Raw genomic sequence first — 18735 nt, forward strand, 5'->3', positions numbered from 1 at the left:
AATGTGTGAATGGCGCTGACGAAAGCCGACGCAGGCGGGACCGCGCGTTCGCGGCCCCGGTGACTCACCGATCGATCATCGGCAAGTTGAGATGATGCTGACGGGCGCAGGCGATCGCCTGCGGGTAACCGGCATCGGCGTGGCGCATGACCCCGGTGGCCGGGTCATTCCACAATACCCGACTCAGGCGCCGATCCGCCGCCTCACTGCCGTCGCAAACAATCACCACGCCGGCGTGCTGGGAAAAGCCCATCCCCACGCCGCCGCCGTGGTGCAGGCTAACCCAGGTCGCGCCGCCGGCGGTATTGAGCAGGGCGTTAAGTAATGGCCAGTCCGAGACCGCATCAGATCCGTCCAGCATCGCCTCGGTTTCACGGTTCGGCGAGGCCACCGAGCCGCAGTCCAGATGGTCGCGGCCAATCACCACCGGTGCTTTCAGTTCGCCATTGCGCACCATCTCATTAAATGCCAGCCCGGCCAGATGGCGCTCCCCCAGCCCCAGCCAGCAGATGCGCGCCGGCAACCCCTGGAAAGCGATGCGTTCCTGGGCCATATCCAGCCAGCGGTGCAGGTGAGCATTGTCCGGAAACAGCGTTTTCAGTTTGGCGTCGGTCTTGCGTATATCCTCCGGATCGCCAGACAGCGCCACCCAGCGGAACGGACCTTTGCCCTCGCAAAACAGCGGGCGAATGTAGGCCGGAACGAACCCGGGAAAATCAAAGGCGTTCTTCACCCCTTCGTCAAAGGCGACCTGGCGAATATTGTTGCCGTAATCCACCGTGGGAATGCCCATTGCGTGAAAGTCGAGCATCGCCCGGACGTGCACCGCCATCGACGCACGCGCCGCGTTTTCCACCGCTTTAGGATCGCTCTCGCGGGTGTCGAACCAGCGTGATACTGTCCAGCCAATGGGCAGATAGCCGTTAATCGGATCGTGGGCTGAGGTTTGATCGGTAACGATATCCGGGCGCAGCCCGCCGGCCCGCGCGCGCGCCACCAGCTCCGGCAGAATTTCCGCAGCGTTACCCAGCAGGCCGACGGAGATAGCCTCGCGTTTTGCCGTCGCATCGGCTATCAGACGCAGCGCCTCATCCAGCGACGTGGCTTTGTGATCGAGGTAGCGGGTACGCAGGCGGAAATCAATGCGCGACTCCTGACACTCAATGGCCAGCACGCAGGCTCCGGCCAGCACCCCGGCCAGCGGCTGTGCGCCGCCCATCCCGCCGAGGCCGGCGGTCAGGATCCAGCGGCCGCGTAGATCATCCTGATAGTGCTGGCGCCCGGCTTCGGCGAAGGTCTCGTAGGTTCCCTGCACGATGCCCTGGGCGCCGATGTAGATCCATGATCCGGCGGTCATCTGGCCGTACATCATCAGACCGGCTTTATCCAGCTGATGAAAATGGTCCCAGTTGGCCCAGTGCGGCACCAGATTGGCGTTAGCAATCAGCACGCGCGGGGCATCGGCATGGGTGCGAAACACCGCCACCGGCTTGCCGGACTGCACCAGCAGGGTCTCGTCCGGCTGTAGCGCCTCCAGCGAGCGCAGAATCTGTTCAAAGCAGGCCCAGTTGCGCGCCGCTTTACCGATGCCGCCATACACCACCAGATCCTCAGGACGCTCGGCGACGTCCGGGTCCAGATTGTTTTGCAGCATGCGCCACGCGGCCTCAATCAGCCAGTTGGCACAGTGAAGCGTATCGCCATGCGGCGCGCGAACGGTGCGGGCTACCGCGTCTTTCAGTGAGCTGGTCATGGTTAACGTCTCTTTTAGTCAGGGATAACGGAGGAGCGGGACGGCAGCATCTCACACAGGGCGTCAGGCCAGTCGCTGTGGCTGGCCCACTGGCGCATGGCCTCGATATCCGGTGCCAGATAGCGATCGCGGTCGAGAAACGCGACCCGCTCGCGGATCTGGCGCAGAATATCCTCCAGCAGCGGCGAGCTGTGCAGCGGGTGATGAAATGCGATGCCCTGCGCGGCGGCCATGGCCTCAATGCCCACCACGCCAGCCGTGTTAAAGCACATGTCGCCTAGCCGGCGTGCGGCCCAGGTGGCCATGGAGACGTGGTCTTCCTGGTTGGCAGAGGTTGGCAGACTGTCAACGCTGCCGGGGTGGGCCAGTGATTTATTCTCTGAGGCCAGCGCCGCGGCGGTAACCTGCGCAATCATAAACCCGGAGTTGACGCCGCCGTCGTTCACCAGGAACGGGGGCAGACCGGAGAGGCCGCTGTCGAGCAGCAGCGCCATGCGCCGCTCAGAAATCGCGCCGATTTCGGCTATTGCCAGCGCCAGGATGTCGGCGGCGAAGGCCACCGGCTCGGCGTGGAAATTACCGCCGGAGATAACCTCGCCGCTGTCGCTGAAGACCAGCGGATTATCTGAGGCGGCGTTGGCTTCAATTTGCAGGACGCGGGCGGCGTGACGCAGGTTATCCAGGCAGGCGCCCATCACCTGCGGGACGCAGCGGATTGAATAGGGGTCCTGCACCCGGCCGCAGGCGGCATGGGAATCGACGATAGCGCTGCCCGCCAGCAGGGCGGAAACCGCCGCCGCCACATCGATTTGCCCCGGCTGGCCGCGCGCCAGATGAATGCGCGCATCGTAGGGCTTTACCGATCCCTTGATGGCTTCCAGCGACAGCGCCCCGGCTACCAGCCCGGCGGCAAACACGTTTTCGGCTTCAAACAGCCCACGCAGGGCGAGTGCGGTCGATACCTGGGTGCCGTTTAGCAGCGCCAATCCCTCTTTTGGCCCGAGCACAAACGGGGTTACGCCCGCGCGCTTCAGTCCCTCTGCGGCAGGCAGGATCTCACCGCGGTGCTGCACGTTGCCCTCGCCAATCAGCATCAGCGACAGGTGCGCCAGCGGCGCGAGATCGCCCGAGGCCCCCACCGAGCCTTTCTCAGGAATACAGGGCAACACGCCGGCGTTATACAGCGTCAGCAGGGCGTCGACGATCGCCGGGCGGATGCCGGAGTGGCCGCGCGCAAGGCTGATTATCTTGGTGGCCATCACCAGCCGCACCACCGCATCCGCCAGCAGGGAGCCCAGGCCAACGCAGTGGGAGAGCACCAGATTACGCTGCAGCTCCGCCAGGCGATCGGCGGGGATAGTGGTCTGCGCCAGCTTGCCAAAACCGGTATTGATGCCGTAGGTCACGCGCCCCTCGGCCACGATAGCGGCGACGCTCTCGTGTGCGCGCTCCATCGCGCGGCGGGCATCGGCATCCAGATACAGCGTGACGTCGCCCTGCCAGATGGCGCGCAGGGTGGCGAGGGTGACGCGTCCCGGCGTCAGCATGCATTCGCGTAAAGTCTCAGACATGTCCAGCTCCTGTTTAGGGTCAGGGCGTCGCCCGGAGGTCAACGCCGGTAAGAGGCATGACCGCAGTGAAACAGATATGTCTATTCTTGTCTATACAATTAAACGCGCCACGCGTTTCGCGATCACAAAAAACGGCGCGGCCGGGGCTGTCTATACAAGAGTGACCTGAATGCGTAAACTGAAGGCCCACCATAGCCACCCGGAGAGGGCGATGTCTCAACAGTCTGTTCTGGCGCAATTTGTCGCCGCGATGGGATCAAACCCGGCGCCAATCTACCTGCGCGTGAAGCAGGCAATCGTCCGTCAGATTACCGATGGCGTCTGGCCGCCACACCAGCGCGTACCGTCAGAGAGTGAGCTGGTCAATGAGCTCGGCGTCAGCCGCATGACCATTAACCGCGCGCTGCGCGAGCTAACCAGCGAAGGCTATCTGGTGCGAATGCAGGGCGTGGGTACCTTCGTCGCCGAGCAGAAAGCCGGTACGCCGATGCTGGAAGTGCACAACATTGCCGATGAAATCGCCCAGCGGGGACATCGCCACCGCGCCGAAGTGATTGCGCTGGGGGAGATTGCCGCCGATGTCGAGCAGGCAACGCTGCTCGGCGTGGCTCCCGGTCAGCCGCTGTTCCACTCGCTGATAGTGCACTACGATAACGACATTCCCGTCCAGCTGGAGGACCGGCTGGTCAATCCGTCAATGGCGCCCGATTACCTGCGGCAAAATTATGCCACCCAGACGCCCTATACTTATCTGATGCAGGTCGCGCCGCTCACCGCCGGTGAACACGTCGTGGAGGCGGTGATGCCCGGGGTCGCCCAGCGTAAACTGCTGGCGCTGGAGGAGCACCAGCCCTGCCTGCTGATTCGCCGGCAGACGTGGAGCGACAGCCGGATTGTTACCTTCGCGCGCCTGCTCTATCCCGGCTCGCGCTATCAGCTTATTGGCCGCTTCAGCGGTCACGGCTGAGCCGGATAATCGCCAACAGCAGCCGCGCATCAGGACTCTCCGGGCGCAGCTCGCCGCTGGCACCGCGCTGCCAGCAGAGTCCCTGCTGCTCCGTCAGCGTGCCGCCCGGCGTCTGCCAGCGTCCGCCCAGCACCAGCGCCACGCCTGCTGAGGCCAGCGCGACGGACTGCTGTTGAAGCGTTACCTCACCATCAGCCTGCCCGCGGCGGGTCATCAGGTTGAAATCCAGCCCCGGTGCGCTCACCGCCTCGGCGCACAGCGCGCGTTCACCGGAAAACGTCCAGGGAGCGTGCAGTGTCAGCCGGTGGGCGATGCCGTCACCGCGCAGCCAGAACGGCGCGCCCGACAGCAGCACGATCGTGCGATCAATCCCCGGATAGCGTGAGAAGGCGCCGTCGCCGGCGACCGTGGCGATGCTGGCGCGCCAGACAAACGGTTGCCCGGGCTCGCCGACGCAGCAGATTTCGCGCGTTTCGCCGCGGCCGTTCTGCCAGCGGCTGACCGGCAGCGTGCCGGTAGCGAACGTGACGATCATTGCAGCGCCGCCATCGCCTGGCGAAAACCGGCGTCCGCCGCGGTCTCGTCGGCGTGGCGGCGCTCGATCACCACCGGCCGGCCGGCGACCCACACGTCGCGGATCTGCTGCCGGCGCCCGGCAAACAGCCAGCGATTCAGCAGCTGTGCGGCGGGCAGCGTGGCCAGCAGCGCATCTTCATCCAGGACCAGCCAGTCGGCGCGCTGCCCCACCGCCAGTTCGCCCAGCACTACGCCGCAGGCCTGCGCACCGCCCTGTGCCGCCTGCTGCCACAGCAGGTCGCCTACGCTCGGCTGCTGGGGCAGGGTAATCCGGTTACGCCGCCGCTCGCGCAGCCGCTGGGCATACTCCAGCCAGCGCAGCTCCTCCACCACATCCACCGACACGTGACTGTCGGAGCCGATGCCCCAGCGTCCGCCGGCGCGAATGTAGCTATCGGCGGGGAAAATACCGTCGCCGAGATTGGCTTCGGTAGTCGGACAGAGCCCGGCGACGGCGCCACTGCGCGCCAGCCGCTGCATCTCACGATCGTCCAGATGCGTGGCGTGCACCAGGCACCAGCGGTCATCCACCGGAAAGTGGTCGTAGAGCCAGCTGAGCGGGCGCTGGCCGCTCCAGGCCAGGCAGTCGCTGACCTCTTTTTGCTGTTCGGCAATATGAATGTGGATCGGGCCGCTGGCGGGCGAGGCGTCCAGCACTTCGCGGATTTGCTGTTCGCTGACGGCGCGCAGCGAATGGAAACAGAGCCCGGCGCGGTGCAGCGGCTTGCCGATCAGCAGGCGCTGAAGGCGCTGCTGCTGGGCCAGATACGCCTCGCTGTCCTGAATAAAGCGCTGCTGCCCGGCCAGCGGCGGCTGGGCGCCAAACCCGCTGTAGCTGTAGAGCACCGGCAGCAGGGTCTGGCCGATGCCGGCCGACTCCGCCGCGGCGATCAGCTGCTGCAGCATGGCATCATCGGCGTAGGGGCGGCCGGCGGGATCGTGATGCAAATAGTGAAATTCGGCGACCTGGGTATAGCCCCCTTTTACCATGTCGATATACAGCCAGCGGGCGATCGCCCCGACCTGGTCGGGTGAAAGGCGCGCTACCATCCGGTACATCAGGTCGCGCCAGCTCCAGAAGCTGTCCTGCGGATGCCCGGCGACCTCCGCCAGACCGGCCATGGCGCGCTGAAAGGCGTGCGAGTGCAGATTGCTCATCGCCGGCACCACCGGGCCGCTGAGGCGGGCGGCATCCGCGGCCGGGCTGTCAGGCTGCAGGCGCGCAATATTCCCCTGCGCGTCAACTTCAATTCGAACATTTTCCCGCCAGCCTTCGCGTAACAGGGCGCGGGTCGCAAACCAGACAGACATAGTTGACCTCGAGGAGATGTGATTGTATATACATATACATACTTATCCATCAGGAGTAAACCGCCCGCCGGTGCGTTCCTGCAACCCTGAGGAGAACGCCATGGCTGGCCGGCAACCCTGTGATTCACTCTGGCTCGGCGCGGACATCGTTACCCTGCGCGACGGACGCTACCACCTGCAACCCGCCGGGGCGATTGCCGTACGTGCGGGACGCATCCTGTGGTGCGGTGCTGAAGCCGATGCGGGAGACTTTGCGGCGGCGCAGGTGACGCGCTTTACCGGCGGTATTATCACCCCAGGGCTGGTGGACTGCCACACGCATTTGGTGTTTGGCGGCGATCGCAGCGATGAATTTGCCCAGCGGCTGGAAGGCGTCACCTATGCCGACATCGCCGCGCGCGGCGGCGGGATCCTTGGAACGGTGCGCGCCACGCGCGCCGCCAGTCAGGCAGCGCTTCAGCAGCAGGCGGCGGCGCGGATTGCCTGTCTGCTGGCGGAGGGCGTGACCCTGTTGGAGATCAAATCCGGCTACGGGCTGGACGTGGCCAGCGAGCTACGGATGCTGCAGACTATTCGCGCCCTTGGCGACGCGCTGCCGCTGACCATTAAGGCCACCTGCCTGGCGGCCCACGCGGTGCCGCCGGAGTTTGCCGGCGACCCGGACGGCTGGATTGATTGCATTGTGCACCAGCTGCTGCCGCGGGTGGCGCAGGCGGGGCTGGCCGACGCGGTTGATGCGTTTTGCGAACACCTGGCGTTTACGCCGGCGCAGGTGGCGCGGGTGTTTGACGCGGCGCAGTCGCTCGGTCTGCCGGTCAAGCTGCACGCGGAACAGCTCTCTGCGCTGGGGGGCAGTTCGCTGGCCGCACGTTATCACGCGCTCTCCGCCGATCACCTCGAGTACATTACCGAGGATGATGTGCGCGCCATGGCCGCCAGCGGCACCGTCGCGGTGCTGCTACCGGGCGCATACTATCTGCTGCGCGAAACCCGCTGTCCGCCGGTTGCGCTGTTTCGCCAGTATGGCGTACCCATGGCGCTGGCCAGCGACAGCAACCCCGGAACCTCCCCGGTATTGTCGCTACGCCTGATGTTAAATATGGCCTGCACGCTGTTCGGACTGACCCCGGAAGAGGCGCTCGCGGGCGTCACGCTGTGGGGCGCCAGGGCGCTGGGGGAGGCGCATCAGCGGGGCAGCATCGAGGCCGGCAAATATGCCGATTTTGTACACTGGCCGGTGGCGCACCCGGCGCAGCTGGTTTACTGGCTGGGCGGGCAGATCCCGTGCCAGACGATTGTCAATGGAGAGAGACGCCAATGAATGCCTGTCAATTAACCGAAGGATCGCTGCCGCTGTTGATCAGCGTGCCGCACGCGGGGACCGCCCTGACGCCGGAAGTCGAGGCCGCGCTGGCGCCCGCGGCGCGGGGGCTGCCGGATACCGACTGGCATATTCCCCAGCTGTATGCATTTGCCCACGAGCGGGGCGCCAGCCTGCTGGTTGGCCACTATTCGCGCTATGTTATCGACCTGAACCGGCCCCCGGATGATACGCCGCTCTATACGACCGCCACCACCGGTCTGTTTCCCGATACCCGCTTCGACGGTACGCCGCTGTTTGTTGAGGGCAAAGCGCCGGACGCCACGGCGCGGCGGCGCTACCTGAAGGATATCTGGCAGCCATACCACCGCGCGCTGCAGCGTGAACTCAATCGCCTGCGGATAAAATTTGGCTATGCGCTGCTGTTGGACGCGCACTCTATTGCCTCGGTGGTGCCGCGCCTGTTCACGGGCACGCTGCCGGATGTGAACCTGGGAACGCACAGCGGCGCCAGCTGCCACCCGGCGGTGCGGGAAGCACTGGAGGCGACCTGCGCCGCACAGACGCAGTTCAGCTGGGTGCTCGACGGTCGCTTTAAGGGCGGCTACATCACCCGCGCCTACGGCCAGCCGGATCGTCATCAGCACGCGCTGCAGCTGGAGCTGGCGCAGCGTAACTACATGGACGAAACGCCGCCGTTTCGCTGGCAGCCCGAGCGGGCCGCCGCGCTGCAGCCGATGCTGGCGCGGCTGATCGATACGCTGCTCAGCAGTGGCCGTCTGCGTTAGCGCGGCGGTCGGGCGTCCGGCCGCACTAAATCAAAGCGCTCTGCCTCACTGATGCCGTAGTAGGCGCTGGGGCCGCCGGCGCGAAGTACCGGCTGCGCGCGGGCGGTTTGATAAATGCCGTCTTCCAGCAGATGGCTGTCGATATGCACGGCGATAACCTCGCCCAGCACCAGCCAGCTCTCCAGCGCCTCGCCGGCGGCGGACTGCAGCTGGATGCACTGTGACAGGCGGCACTCAAAATTGACCGGGCTTTCCGCGACCAGGCTGGCCGCCACGCGCGTGCCGGGCAGGGGCGTCAGGCCGGCGTGGCTGAACTCATCCTCCGCCGCGGGCAGTGAGGCGGAAGTTTCGTTCATCGCTTCGGCCAGCGGGCGGGTAGCCAGGTTCCAGACAAATTCTCCGGTTTGCTGAATATTACGCACGCTGTCTTTCCAGCCGCTGCTGGCAAAGCCGATAATCGGCGGGCGATAGTTAAAGCAGTTAAAGAAGCTGTACGGTGCCAGATTACGGACGCCGTCGGCGCTCAGGCTGCTGATCCAGCCGATGGGGCGCGGGCCGATAATGGCGTTAAGCGGGTCGTGCGGCAGGCCGTGCCCCTCCGCGGGGCGATAGGTGTAACGTGAACGCGTCATCATGTCTCCCTGGTTGGAATTGTCAGTGTAGCGGCTGATGTGCGAAAAGTGTTGGCTGCGTATTTACCCTGAGTGCGGTGACGCGTATCGTAACGCGCCTTAACAGGAGACAGCCATGCAAACCCCGGCCACTACACCCCGATTTCATCCGCGTAACCGCCACCAGGGACGCTACGATCTTAACGCGCTGCGCGCGGCTCTGCCCGCGCTGGGCGCGTTTATTCACACCGCGCCGCACGGCGGGGAAACCGTGAATTTTGCCGATCCGGCCGCGGTAAAAACCCTCAACGCCGCGCTGCTCAGTCACTACTACGGCCTGCGCGACTGGGATATTCCGCCCGGTTTTCTCTGCCCGCCGATCCCCGGCCGTGCCGATTACGTCCACTTTCTTGCCGATCTGCTGGCGGAAGACAACGGCGGGCGGCTACCGGAACAGGCCTCGCTGCTGGATATTGGCTGCGGCGCCAATCTGATCTATCCGCTGATTGGCGTACACGAGTATGGCTGGCGTTTTACCGGCAGCGACATCAACGCCGAAGCCATTCACGCGGCCAGCGCGATTATTCAGGCCAATCCGGGACTGAACCGCGCCATTCGGCTGCGTCGGCAAAAATCCCCGGCGGCCATCCTGCATGGCGTAGTGCACCGCGGTGAGAGCTTCAGCGCCACCCTGTGTAATCCGCCGTTCCATGACTCGGCGGAAACGGCCCGGCAGGGCAGCGCACGTAAGTTAAAGAACCTCGGCCTCGATGCAGATAGCGCGCTCAACTTCGGCGGGCAGCAGCAGGAGCTGTGGTGCCCCGGCGGCGAGCGGGCATTTATTTTGCAAACCGTGGCTGAGAGCGTCGACTTTGGTCGTCAGGTGGGGTGGTTCACCTCACTGGTGTCACGCAGCGATCTGTTACCGGTACTGAAAGAGGCGATCAAGGCTGCGGGAGCCAGCCGGGTCAGAGTGGTGAATATGGCGCAGGGGCAAAAACAGAGCCGCTTTATCGCGTGGAGCTTTCTTGATAAAACGGCGCGCAGCCGTTTACTGAAGTAAGGCAAAGCGGGCCGGTTGACACCGGCCCGTACTCATCAGGCAACGTGCTGCAGGAACTCTTTCAGGCGGGCGCTGGGCGGATGGCTGATCAGCGTATCCGGATCGCCATCTTCGGCAATGCGTCCCTGATCGACGAAAATCAGCCGCGAGGCCACTTTCTGCGCAAAGCCCACTTCATGGGTGACGATCACCATGGTCATACCTTCCTCGGCCAGATCCTGCATCACTTTCAGAACTTCATGACGCAGCTCCGGGTCCAGCGCCGAGGTCGGCTCATCAAACAGCATCAGCTTCGGCTTCACCGCCAGCGCGCGGGCAATTGCGACGCGCTGCTGCTGGCCGCCGGAAAGTTCAGACGGGTAGTGGTGGCCGCGTTCGGCCAGCCCCACTTTCCCCAGTAGGGTCTTTGCCAGCGCGTGCGCGTCGGCTTTACTGGCGCCGCGGACGCGGATGGGACCAAAAGCGACGTTCTCCAGTGCGGTCATTTGCGGGAACAGGTGGAACTGCTGAAACACCATGCCCGCCTCCTGACGAATCAGGCGCTCATCCACTTTCGGATCGTTAACTTTTAGGCCATCAACAATCAGCTCGCCGCTGGTTATCTCTTCCAGCTTATTGATACAGCGCAGCAGGGTAGATTTGCCGGAGCCGGAGGGGCCGATAATCACCACTACTTCACCCTGATTAATTTTCAGATCGATATTGTGCAGCACCTGGGTTTGACCAAAATGCTTGGAGACGTTTTTAAATTCAATCACAGGATTTTCATCCTTTTTTCAATGAGGCGCAGCGCGAGGCTCAGCGCCATGGTAATGATCAGGTAAATCACCGCCACCGTACTCCAGATCTCCAGCGCGCGGAAGTTACCGGCGATGATTTCCTGACCCTGGCGGGTCAACTCTGCCACGCCGATCACGATAAACAGCGACGTATCCTTAATGCTGACGATCCACTGGTTACCCAGCGGCGGAAGCATACGGCGCAGCGCCAGCGGCATGATCACATAGCGCAGGGTTTCACGGCGCGACAGCCCCAGCGCCAGGCCGGCTTCGCGAAAACCTTTGTTAATGGACAGCACCGCCCCGCGGGTGATTTCGGCGATATAAGCCCCGGAGTTGACCATGATGGTCACCACCGCGGCGGTGAGCGGATCGATGCGCAGGTCGCTAAACGCCAGCGGCAGCGCAAAATAGATAAACATCACCTGGACAACGATCGGGGTACCGCGGATGATTTCGATGAAAATCAGCGCCAGGGCATTACTGATGATGCCCCCGTACGCGCGGGCGAAGCCGGCGACCAGGCCGATAATAAGCCCACCGACCAGGCCGAGGACCGAAATCCACAGGGTCAGCTTGGCTCCTTCCATTAAAAGTGGAAGAGCAGGCCAGATGGCGCTCCAGTCAAACTGCATGGTTAATTCTCCGGTTTTGTGGCCGTCAAAAACAGCAAAAAGACAGAGGAGCAGGGCTCCCCTGACAAGCAAACGGCTTATTTCGGTTCAGTACCGAACCACTTTTTATAGAGGGCGTTATACGTGCCGTTTTCGCGCAGGGTTTTCAGCGCGCCATTCACTTTTTCGCGCAGCGCATCGCTGCCTTTCGGGAAGGCAATGCCGTACTGCTGAGCTTCCAGCGAATCGCCTACCGCTTTAAATCGGCCCTGGCCGGCCGTTTTGATAAAGTAGAGGATATTGGGCGTGTCGTGCAGGACCGCATCCGCGCGGTTAGTGGCCAGCTCGAGGTAGGCATTATCAATGTTCGGGAACTGACGCAGGTCTTTCGCCTTGATGTTGGCTTTCGCGTAGTCGACCGATCCGGTACCGCTCTTCACGGCCACCACTTTTCCATTCAGGTCGGCAGCACTCTTAATGTCATTGTTATTGTTGCGCACCATCACCAGCAGGCCGCTTTTATAGTAGCCGTCAGAAAACTCAATTGCCTTTTTGCGCTCATCGGTGATGGTGATCCCGGCCAGCGCCAGATCCACATTCTTCGTTTGCAGCGCCGGGATGATGCCGCTGAAATCCATCGGCTTCAGGGTGTAATCCAGCTTCAGTTCTTTGGCGATGGCATCCCACAAATCGATGTCAAAGCCCACGTATTTATCCCCCTGCTTAAACTCGAAGGGAACAAAAGCGGTATCGGTTGCGACGATAAGTTGCTTTTCAGCCGCGGTGGAGGAGACCGCGAAGGCGAGCGCCAGAGCCGCCAGTGAGCCTTTAATTGCTAACGTCATTTTATTTTCCTTATCTGTCCGACGGGAAAATCCCGCGCGAGTCGGGTCACGACATGAAAAAATCGTGCCATCTTGATCACTATAAGCAAAAACAATCGATTAATTCATCTTTTTCCGAACAAAAGCGGGCGATGGCTCACACTGCACCACGGGAGGGCGCCAAAAAGGGGCGTGCGATCCAAAAAGGTGCGCGGGAGGAGGGATAACGGTTTGTGCAGCAGGAGGGAGGCACAAAAAACGCGCAGGGCGAAAGGGGTCGCCCTGCGCATTGCCCGAACGGCGTCGGGTGAGAGATTCAATTACTCAATGTTGGACTCGATAAACCACAGGAATTTATCGAGGTCGCGGGAAGCGGCGGTGAAGATATCGGCTGTGTCTTCGTCTTCAACTTCGCCGGTGGCTTTACGCACGTCGTTGGCGACGATGCCGTAGCGATCGGCCAGTGCCTTCAGGTGATCCTGCACGCTGTGAATGTTCAGCGGATAAGCTTTTAGCGGCGTTTTGTCATTGACGATCTGCGTGGTACCCAGCGCCACACCGCCCAGCTGCACGGCACGCTCGGCCATGGTGTCGGAGTGTTCAACCAGCGCGGTGCGAAAGCCATCCAGCATCTCGTGAACGGCAATAAAGTTGGCGCCGCGCATGTTCCAGTGCGCCTGCTTGGTGATAAGCGACAGATCAATGAACGCGATGACTAAACGATTCAACACCGCGATGGTCGCTTTCTTCTCGCTCTCAGATACATCGTTGCGTGTGTAGTGTAGATCGGGAGATTTCGTTTTAACCAATTTAGCGGTACCCATCATTTATATCCTCTTGATAATGAAGTTGTCCTCTCAAGTACGGCAATAAGTGTAGCAGAACCCCACCGGTTTGCCGGGCAGGCGCTGCCTGTCGCTGTGAAAGGTCGCGGCTAATAACCGGCAGGGAAGTTGATTAATTTATTGAAAATAGGTGATTTTTTGAAAAACATCAGCGGCGGATGGCGAAATGTAAATGAATACAACACAGCATCATCAGCGCCACCGCTCCCGCGCAGGCCTAGTCAGGTCGCTCCAGGGGGGTAATCGTCGCTTTGCCGCGCACGGTGAGCGTGGCGCCCATGCTGGCGGCAATGATCGCCAGCAGCGCGAGGCACTGGGTCAGGGTCAACCACTCGCCGAGAAACAGCATGCCGGAGAGAGCCGCCATGGCCGGCTCCAGGCTCATCAGGGTTCCGAAGGTGCGCGCCGGCAGGCGGGTTAGCGCCACCATCTCCAGCGAGTAGGGCAGTGCGCTGGAGAGCACGGCCAGGAGCAGCCCCAGCGGCAGCAGTGACCAGCTCCAGTGATCCAGCTGAGAAAATCCCACCCCGAGCGGCACAAACACCAGCGCGCCGATAAGCGACCCCATTGCCACGGTCGCCGGGCCGTGATCGGCGCCGGCGCGCTGGCCGGTGAGAATGTACACCGCCCAGCAGGCACCGGCGCCAACCGCCAGCCCTGCGCCCAGCGGATCCACCGCGGAAAAATCCTGTCCCAGCGGCAGTAAAAATACCAGGCCAAGTACCGCCAGCACCACCCAAACGAAATCCAGCGGCCGCCGCGCGCCCAGCAGCGCCAGCGCCAGCGGACCGGTAAACTCCAGCGCAACCGCAATGCCGAGCGGCACCGTACGGATGGAGAGATAAAAGAGATAGTTCATGCCACCCAGCGCCAGCCCGTAGCATATCAGCGGCCATCGCTGTTCGCGGCGAAAACGCAGCCGCCAGGGGCGAAAGATAATGCTTAAAATCAGCGTGGCCAGGCCAAGGCGCAGCGCGGTTATACCGGTGGCGCCGATCAGCGGAAACAGCGTTTTGGCCAGAGAGGCGCCGCTCTGGATTGAAATCATTGAAATCAGAATCACCATGACCGGTATGGCGACGCTGCTGCGCGACGGGGGAAGAGACATCCTGTTCACCTTATTCCTGACTGGGAAGACGACAATGCACCGCAGGGAGTCTACCGGAAGGAGAAAAAGGGGGAAAGTTTGTCGGAAAAATCGGCGAGTTCCTGGCGATAAAGACACAAAAAGGCGAAAAAACAGGCGATTTTTTTAGGAATTATCTCAATGAACCTTTCTTTACAATTGCAAATTATGCGTGGCGTATCACAAAAAACATCCGTAAAAAGAATGACATGTGATCTGCCATTCATTTTCTGTTACACGAAATCTTGCTTTGGACAACAAAATCGAGGCAGAGTTTCCCGCTAGTTTTTGCTATATTTTCAGCGTTGTCAGGAGAAGAAGTACTATCACATTTGAGGTGGTTATGAAAAAAATTGCATGTCTTTCAGCATTGGCTTGTGTACTGGCAGTTTCCGCGGGCTCCGCAATGGCGAAAAGCACCGTAACTGCTGGTTACGCGCAGAGCGACTTTCAGGGCGTGGCTAACAAAGCTAACGGCTTCAACCTGAAATATCGCTATGAGAACGGCTCCGACGCCCTGGGCTGGATCGGTTCTTTCACCTACACCGAGAAAGATCGCACTACTGATGGCTTTTACGACAAAGGTCAGTACTACGGTGTGACTGCAGGTCCGGCTTACCGTCTGAACGACTGGGCCAGCATCTACGGTGCAGTGGGTATTGGCTACGGTAAATTCGTCAGCAATGGCCCGAACCGTGACAAAAATGACTACAGCGACGTTGGTTTCTCCTACGGCGCAGGTATGCAGTTCAACCCGATGCAAGACATCGCGCTGGACGTTGGCTACGAGCAGAGCCGCGTTCGCAGCGTAGACATCGGTACCTGGACTGTGGGCGTTGGCTACAGCTTCTAATTGCTGTCAGCATGCCAAAAAATCCGCCTTCGGGCGGATTTTTTTTTGCCCAATTATGGCCCCAACGGGTCTTCTGGCAGCGTGTCGTAGGCCCGGCGCTTCAGTGCAAAATTCGTCACCCACTGCGGCCCGGCCGACTGCGATGACATAAAATGCCAGTCGGTGCGAACCTGCGGGGTGCGGATCCCGGTCCACTGCACAAACAGCGTCAGAAAATCGTTGGCCGAGCGCGGCGCGGCGATGGTCTGGCGCTGCGTATCGCCGCTGGCGGTAATAAACAGCGGCACGTCGTAGTTCTGCCGGAAGCGATCGTCATGCGCCAGGTAAGCGCTGCTGGTGCCGCGTGACTTAACCGCCATGCCGTGGTCGGAAAAATAAATCATCGACCAGCTCAGGCCGCTGGCGTGCAGCCGCGCGTGCAGCTCCTGCAAAAACTGATCGGTCTGCCGAATGCTTTCCAGATAGCAGGAGAGCTCCGGGCTATGGAAAAAGGTCTGATAGCGTCCGCCGGTGCGATCGCAGGTCTTGGGGTGTGAGCCCATCAAATGCAGCACCACCAGCCGCGGCTTATCCACCGGCTGAGCCAGCGCCGGCGGCAGCAGCGCCAGCAGATCCGTATCGCGGGTACTTTTATCCGCCTCAAAATCGCCCCGTTTCAAAAACTGCGCATGGCCGGCGCGTCGGGCAATACTGGCTATCGGCGTATCATACTGCCCAATCTGTCCCTGGTTTGATAACCACCAGGTGCTGAAACCGGCGCGGTTAGCGAGGGTGATAATGTTATCCTGATAAAGCGGCTTGCCGTCCTGTACCCGGTTCAGCGTCAGGCCGAGTGATTTCTGCGTTGACGACGCCGCCGAAATATAGTGGGTAAAAAGCTGGCCCTTTGCCGCACTCATCCACGGTGTGTTCGACCAGCGGCCGCCAAACGCCCCCAGGGCATCGCGACGGGCGCTTTCACCGATAACCAGCACGTAAATCTGGCGCCCGGGGTTTACGCTGCTCACCGTCCAGTCATCTTCCTGAGCAGTCAGGGCCTGCATCCGCGCCAGCTCTTCATCGACGCGCAGCTTGCTTACCAGCGTATCTTTGGTAAAACGCACCAGCGGAAAACCGGCATCGGTCAGGCTGAATACGCCGCCGTGGGTGGCGTTAAGCAGCGGCTGTGTCAGCGCGGCTACCGCGGTAACCAGCAGGCAGGCGGCGTCAAACCAGGCAAAGCGCCGCCGCGGGCGCTGCGGGCCGCGCAGCGCCAGCGCGCCACACGCCATTATCGCAACCCCAATCAGATAGCTGCTCCACGGGAACACCTGCAGAATTTCGCTGGCCTCTGCGACATTGGTGGCGTGCAGCGCCAGCAGGGTATTAAAATTCGGCGGGCCGTACGCCTGTCCAAACGGATAGTAAAACCCGGCCAGCAGCGCGGTGCTGAGCAGCAGGCCTTTCTGCACCCTCGGCCACTGGCGACCCAGCAGTAACAGCAGGGCGGTAAACGCCAGCGCATAATAGCCGCTGACGGGATAGCCGAGCCCGATATTGATGGCCAGAGAAAACACCAGATATAGCCCGGGCCACGGGCTGAGGCTTTCCCGCAGGCGGGAACCGGGTTGCAGCATACTCAGGATGACATTCATTGTGTGACTTCTGGTGCAAAAGGGAACAGGCGCAGCAGGCGCTGCGGATCGACGGCCGGGCCGACGCGTTCATGCCAGGGAAGCCGTCGGGTACACGCGCACCGCGGCCAGCACGCTCACGAACGGGCGGCTAAAGATAATCCGACTTTTTTTGAAGTGCAACCGGCACTTAGCATGGATGGTGTGAAGTGCTTAAAAAAAAGCCCTGCGGGCGTCAGGGCGTGGCGTCGTCGGTTTTTTTGGGGGAAGTGAGTAACGCCATCAGCTGCAGCCGCAGCTGAAACGGTGAGCGCCCCCAGAGGGTAAATAGCAGGGGTTTTTTCATGGCGACCTCCCGGGTGATCCACAGATGATGCTATTTTCATCATGTATAGCACAGGCTATACCCTTTAGCCAAGGCTATTTAACGAAGCCTGGACGTTTGCGGAGGCTGGTTTACAATAGGCCACCCGCAACCGGCCTGTTGAGCAAGCCGGAAGGAATCAAGAGGAAGCTTAATGAGTCGTCGTGCCAAACCTGCGGCCAGCCCTAACGGGCCTCTAAAAGATATTGAAGAACACGTTGAGGGCTTTCGCCAGGTTCGCGAAGCCCACCGCCGCGAGCTGATTGACGACTACGTTGAGCTGATTTCGGATTTAATTCGTGAGTTTGGTGAGGCTCGCCAGGTCGATATGGCGGCGCGCCTCGGCGTATCGCAGCCCACCGTGGCCAAGATGTTGAAAAGGCTGGCCAGCGCCGGGCTGGTTGAGCAGGTGCCCTATCGCGGGGTATTTCTGACTCACGAAGGGGAAGAGCTGGCGGAAGCCAGTCGGGTTCGCCACTTTATCGTTGAAAATTTCCTGCTGGCGCTTGGCGTGAGCCCGGATACCGCTCGCCGGGATGCCGAAGGGCTGGAGCATCATGTCAGCGATGAAACGCTGGCCATCTTCAGGCAGTTTACTGAAGCCCGATAAGGCTATTGGATACCGGATCCGCTGCTATGCGCACACTGCTGCTGCCGTTTTTGCAGGATCGCTTCCTGCATCTGTTGCTGTTAATTGCCGTCCTGCTTGCCTGTCTGGTGCCCTTTTCGTGGCGGGCGCTGCCCGCCGCGGTGGACGGGCAAACCATTATCACCCTGGCCGGGCTGCTGATCCTTACCAAGGGGATAGAAGCCAGCGGCTATTTCGACTGGCTGGGGCGGCGATTGATTCAGCGTTTTCAGCACGAGCGCGGGCTGGCGCTGTTTATGGTTGCCGCCTCGGCGCTGCTGTCGACCTTCCTCACCAACGATGTGGCGCTGTTTATTACCGTGCCGCTGACCCTGACGCTGCGCAAATACTCTACTCTGCCGGTATCGCGGCTGATCATCTTTGAGGCGCTGGCGGTCAATGCCGGATCGCTGCTGACACCGATGGGCAATCCGCAAAATATTCTGCTGTGGCGTCACGGTGACGCCGGTTTTATCGACTTTATTACCCAGATGCTGCCGCTGGCGGCGCTGATGATGGCCAGCCTGCTTCTGCTGACCGCCTGCAGCTTCCGCGCACGCCCCCTCCAGCGTCACCCGGCGGGCGAAGCGCTCGGCTGGCAGCGGCCGCTGTTGTTCACCAGCGTACTGCTGTACGGGGTATTTTTCCTGCTGTTGGAACACGGGCTGGCGCCGTGGGGGCTGGCGCTGGTGCTGCTGGTGTTCCTGCTGCGCGCCCCACGCCTGCTGCTGAGCCTCGACTGGAGCCTGCTGCTGGTGTTTGTGGTGATGTTCATTGACGTCTGGCTGCTAATGCGCCTGCCGCTGCTGCAGCAGTGGCTGCCGCAGGTGCAACAGATGGGGGAGGGGCAGCAGTTTTTGCTCGCCGCCGGACTATCACAGCTGATCAGTAATGTCCCCACCACCATCCTGCTGCTGAACATGCTGCCGGCCTCAACGCTGCTGGCATGGGCGGTGAACATTGGCGGTTTTGGTCTGCTGCCCGGATCGCTGGCGAATCTGATTGCGCTGCGCATGGCCAGGGATCGCGCTATCTGGTGGCAGTTTCACCTGTTCTCACTGCCCATGCTGGCCTGGGCACTGCTCAGCGGCTGGCTGCTGTGGCGTCTGCTTAGCTAACTTTTGTTAT

18 protein-coding genes are annotated in these 18735 nt (G+C 61.5%); 7 read left to right on the forward strand and 11 right to left on the reverse strand.

Annotation, left to right across the window (positions count from 1 at the left end; genetic code table 11):
* Positions 1-64 precede the first annotated feature (64 nt).
* The gene (gene hutU / locus BS626_RS02430; RefSeq protein ID WP_075180802.1) at positions 65-1753 is read right to left on the reverse strand and encodes a urocanate hydratase; all 1689 of its coding nucleotides are present in this window, start codon (positions 1751-1753) and stop codon (positions 65-67) included.
* Between the two features lie 14 nt (positions 1754-1767).
* Complete coding sequence (gene hutH, locus BS626_RS02435) at positions 1768-3324, reverse strand: histidine ammonia-lyase (RefSeq protein ID WP_075180803.1); 1557 nt, start codon at positions 3322-3324, stop codon at positions 1768-1770.
* A gap of 211 nt (positions 3325-3535) precedes the next feature.
* Between hutH and hutC the strand changes: the two genes are divergently transcribed.
* The gene (gene hutC / locus BS626_RS02440; protein WP_075180804.1) at positions 3536-4291 is read left to right on the forward strand and encodes a histidine utilization repressor; all 756 of its coding nucleotides are present in this window, start codon (positions 3536-3538) and stop codon (positions 4289-4291) included.
* Here the strand turns inward: hutC and BS626_RS02445 are convergent.
* Complete coding sequence (locus BS626_RS02445) at positions 4275-4826, reverse strand: HutD family protein (protein ID WP_075180805.1); 552 nt, start codon at positions 4824-4826, stop codon at positions 4275-4277. The two genes, hutC and BS626_RS02445, sit on opposite strands and share 17 nt — an antisense overlap.
* The gene (locus BS626_RS02450) at positions 4823-6178 is read right to left on the reverse strand and encodes a formimidoylglutamate deiminase (protein WP_075180806.1); all 1356 of its coding nucleotides are present in this window, start codon (positions 6176-6178) and stop codon (positions 4823-4825) included. Before BS626_RS02450 ends, BS626_RS02445 begins: the two co-directional genes overlap by 4 nt.
* 100 nt (positions 6179-6278) lie before the next feature.
* Here BS626_RS02450 and hutI point away from each other — a divergent pair, with 100 nt between their 5' ends.
* Both hutI and hutG read left to right on the forward strand, forming a co-directional pair.
* On the forward strand, positions 6279-7499 hold the full coding sequence (gene hutI / locus BS626_RS02455; RefSeq protein WP_075180807.1) for an imidazolonepropionase: 1221 nt from the start codon (positions 6279-6281) through the stop codon (positions 7497-7499).
* Positions 7496-8287 (forward strand): N-formylglutamate deformylase, encoded by a 792-nt coding sequence (gene hutG / locus BS626_RS02460; protein WP_075180808.1) that lies wholly within the window; start codon positions 7496-7498, stop codon positions 8285-8287. Before hutI ends, hutG begins: the two co-directional genes overlap by 4 nt.
* Here hutG and BS626_RS02465 read toward each other — a convergent pair.
* Positions 8284-8919 carry a flavin reductase family protein gene (locus BS626_RS02465; protein ID WP_075180809.1) on the reverse strand — a complete coding sequence of 212 codons (636 nt, stop codon included), beginning with the start codon at positions 8917-8919 and terminating at the stop codon, positions 8284-8286. The two genes, hutG and BS626_RS02465, sit on opposite strands and share 4 nt — an antisense overlap.
* 115 nt (positions 8920-9034) lie before the next feature.
* Here BS626_RS02465 and rlmF point away from each other — a divergent pair, with 115 nt between their 5' ends.
* Positions 9035-9961, forward strand: coding sequence for a 23S rRNA (adenine(1618)-N(6))-methyltransferase RlmF (gene rlmF / locus BS626_RS02470; RefSeq protein ID WP_075180810.1), 927 nt, complete (start codon positions 9035-9037; stop codon positions 9959-9961).
* A 35-nt stretch (positions 9962-9996) separates the two neighbouring features.
* Here the strand turns inward: rlmF and glnQ are convergent, their stop codons facing one another.
* The 5 genes from glnQ to rhtA all read right to left on the reverse strand — a co-directional run bounded on the left by glnQ (position 9997) and on the right by rhtA (position 14131).
* Positions 9997-10719, reverse strand: coding sequence for a glutamine ABC transporter ATP-binding protein GlnQ (gene glnQ, locus BS626_RS02475; RefSeq protein ID WP_075180811.1), 723 nt, complete (start codon positions 10717-10719; stop codon positions 9997-9999).
* Entirely contained in the window at positions 10716-11375 is a 660-nt protein-coding gene (gene glnP, locus BS626_RS02480; RefSeq protein ID WP_075180812.1) for a glutamine ABC transporter permease GlnP, read from the reverse strand. The genes glnQ and glnP overlap by 4 nt, the downstream gene beginning before the upstream one ends.
* A gap of 77 nt (positions 11376-11452) precedes the next feature.
* Positions 11453-12199 (reverse strand): glutamine ABC transporter substrate-binding protein GlnH, encoded by a 747-nt coding sequence (gene glnH / locus BS626_RS02485; RefSeq protein WP_075180813.1) that lies wholly within the window; start codon positions 12197-12199, stop codon positions 11453-11455.
* A gap of 299 nt (positions 12200-12498) precedes the next feature.
* Positions 12499-13002, reverse strand: a complete 504-nt coding sequence (gene dps / locus BS626_RS02490; RefSeq protein WP_075180814.1) for a DNA starvation/stationary phase protection protein Dps — start codon at positions 13000-13002, stop codon at positions 12499-12501.
* 238 nt (positions 13003-13240) lie between these two features.
* Entirely contained in the window at positions 13241-14131 is an 891-nt protein-coding gene (gene rhtA, locus BS626_RS02495) for a threonine/homoserine exporter RhtA (protein WP_075180815.1), read from the reverse strand.
* Positions 14132-14492: 361 nt separating this feature from the next.
* Between rhtA and ompX the strand changes: the two genes are divergently transcribed.
* Positions 14493-15002 carry an outer membrane protein OmpX gene (gene ompX, locus BS626_RS02500; protein ID WP_075180816.1) on the forward strand — a complete coding sequence of 170 codons (510 nt, stop codon included), beginning with the start codon at positions 14493-14495 and terminating at the stop codon, positions 15000-15002.
* Between the two features lie 53 nt (positions 15003-15055).
* On the opposite strand, the gene BS626_RS02505 is transcribed toward ompX, so the two are convergent.
* Positions 15056-16636: a phosphoethanolamine transferase gene (locus tag BS626_RS02505; RefSeq protein WP_075180817.1), complete on the reverse strand. Its 1581-nt coding sequence runs from the start codon at positions 16634-16636 to the stop codon at positions 15056-15058.
* A gap of 497 nt (positions 16637-17133) precedes the next feature.
* Here BS626_RS02505 and mntR point away from each other — a divergent pair, with 497 nt between their 5' ends.
* Together mntR and BS626_RS02515 are read left to right on the forward strand one after the other, a co-directional pair.
* Entirely contained in the window at positions 17134-17589 is a 456-nt protein-coding gene (mntR, locus tag BS626_RS02510) for a manganese-binding transcriptional regulator MntR (RefSeq protein WP_075180818.1), read from the forward strand.
* 26 nt (positions 17590-17615) lie between these two features.
* On the forward strand, positions 17616-18725 hold the full coding sequence (locus BS626_RS02515) for an SLC13 family permease (protein ID WP_075180819.1): 1110 nt from the start codon (positions 17616-17618) through the stop codon (positions 18723-18725).
* Positions 18726-18735: the final 10 nt, after the last annotated feature.

It is taken from the genome of Pantoea sp. 1.19, assembly GCF_001922585.1.
In the GTDB taxonomy this organism is placed as follows: Bacteria; Pseudomonadota; Gammaproteobacteria; order Enterobacterales; family Enterobacteriaceae; genus 1-19.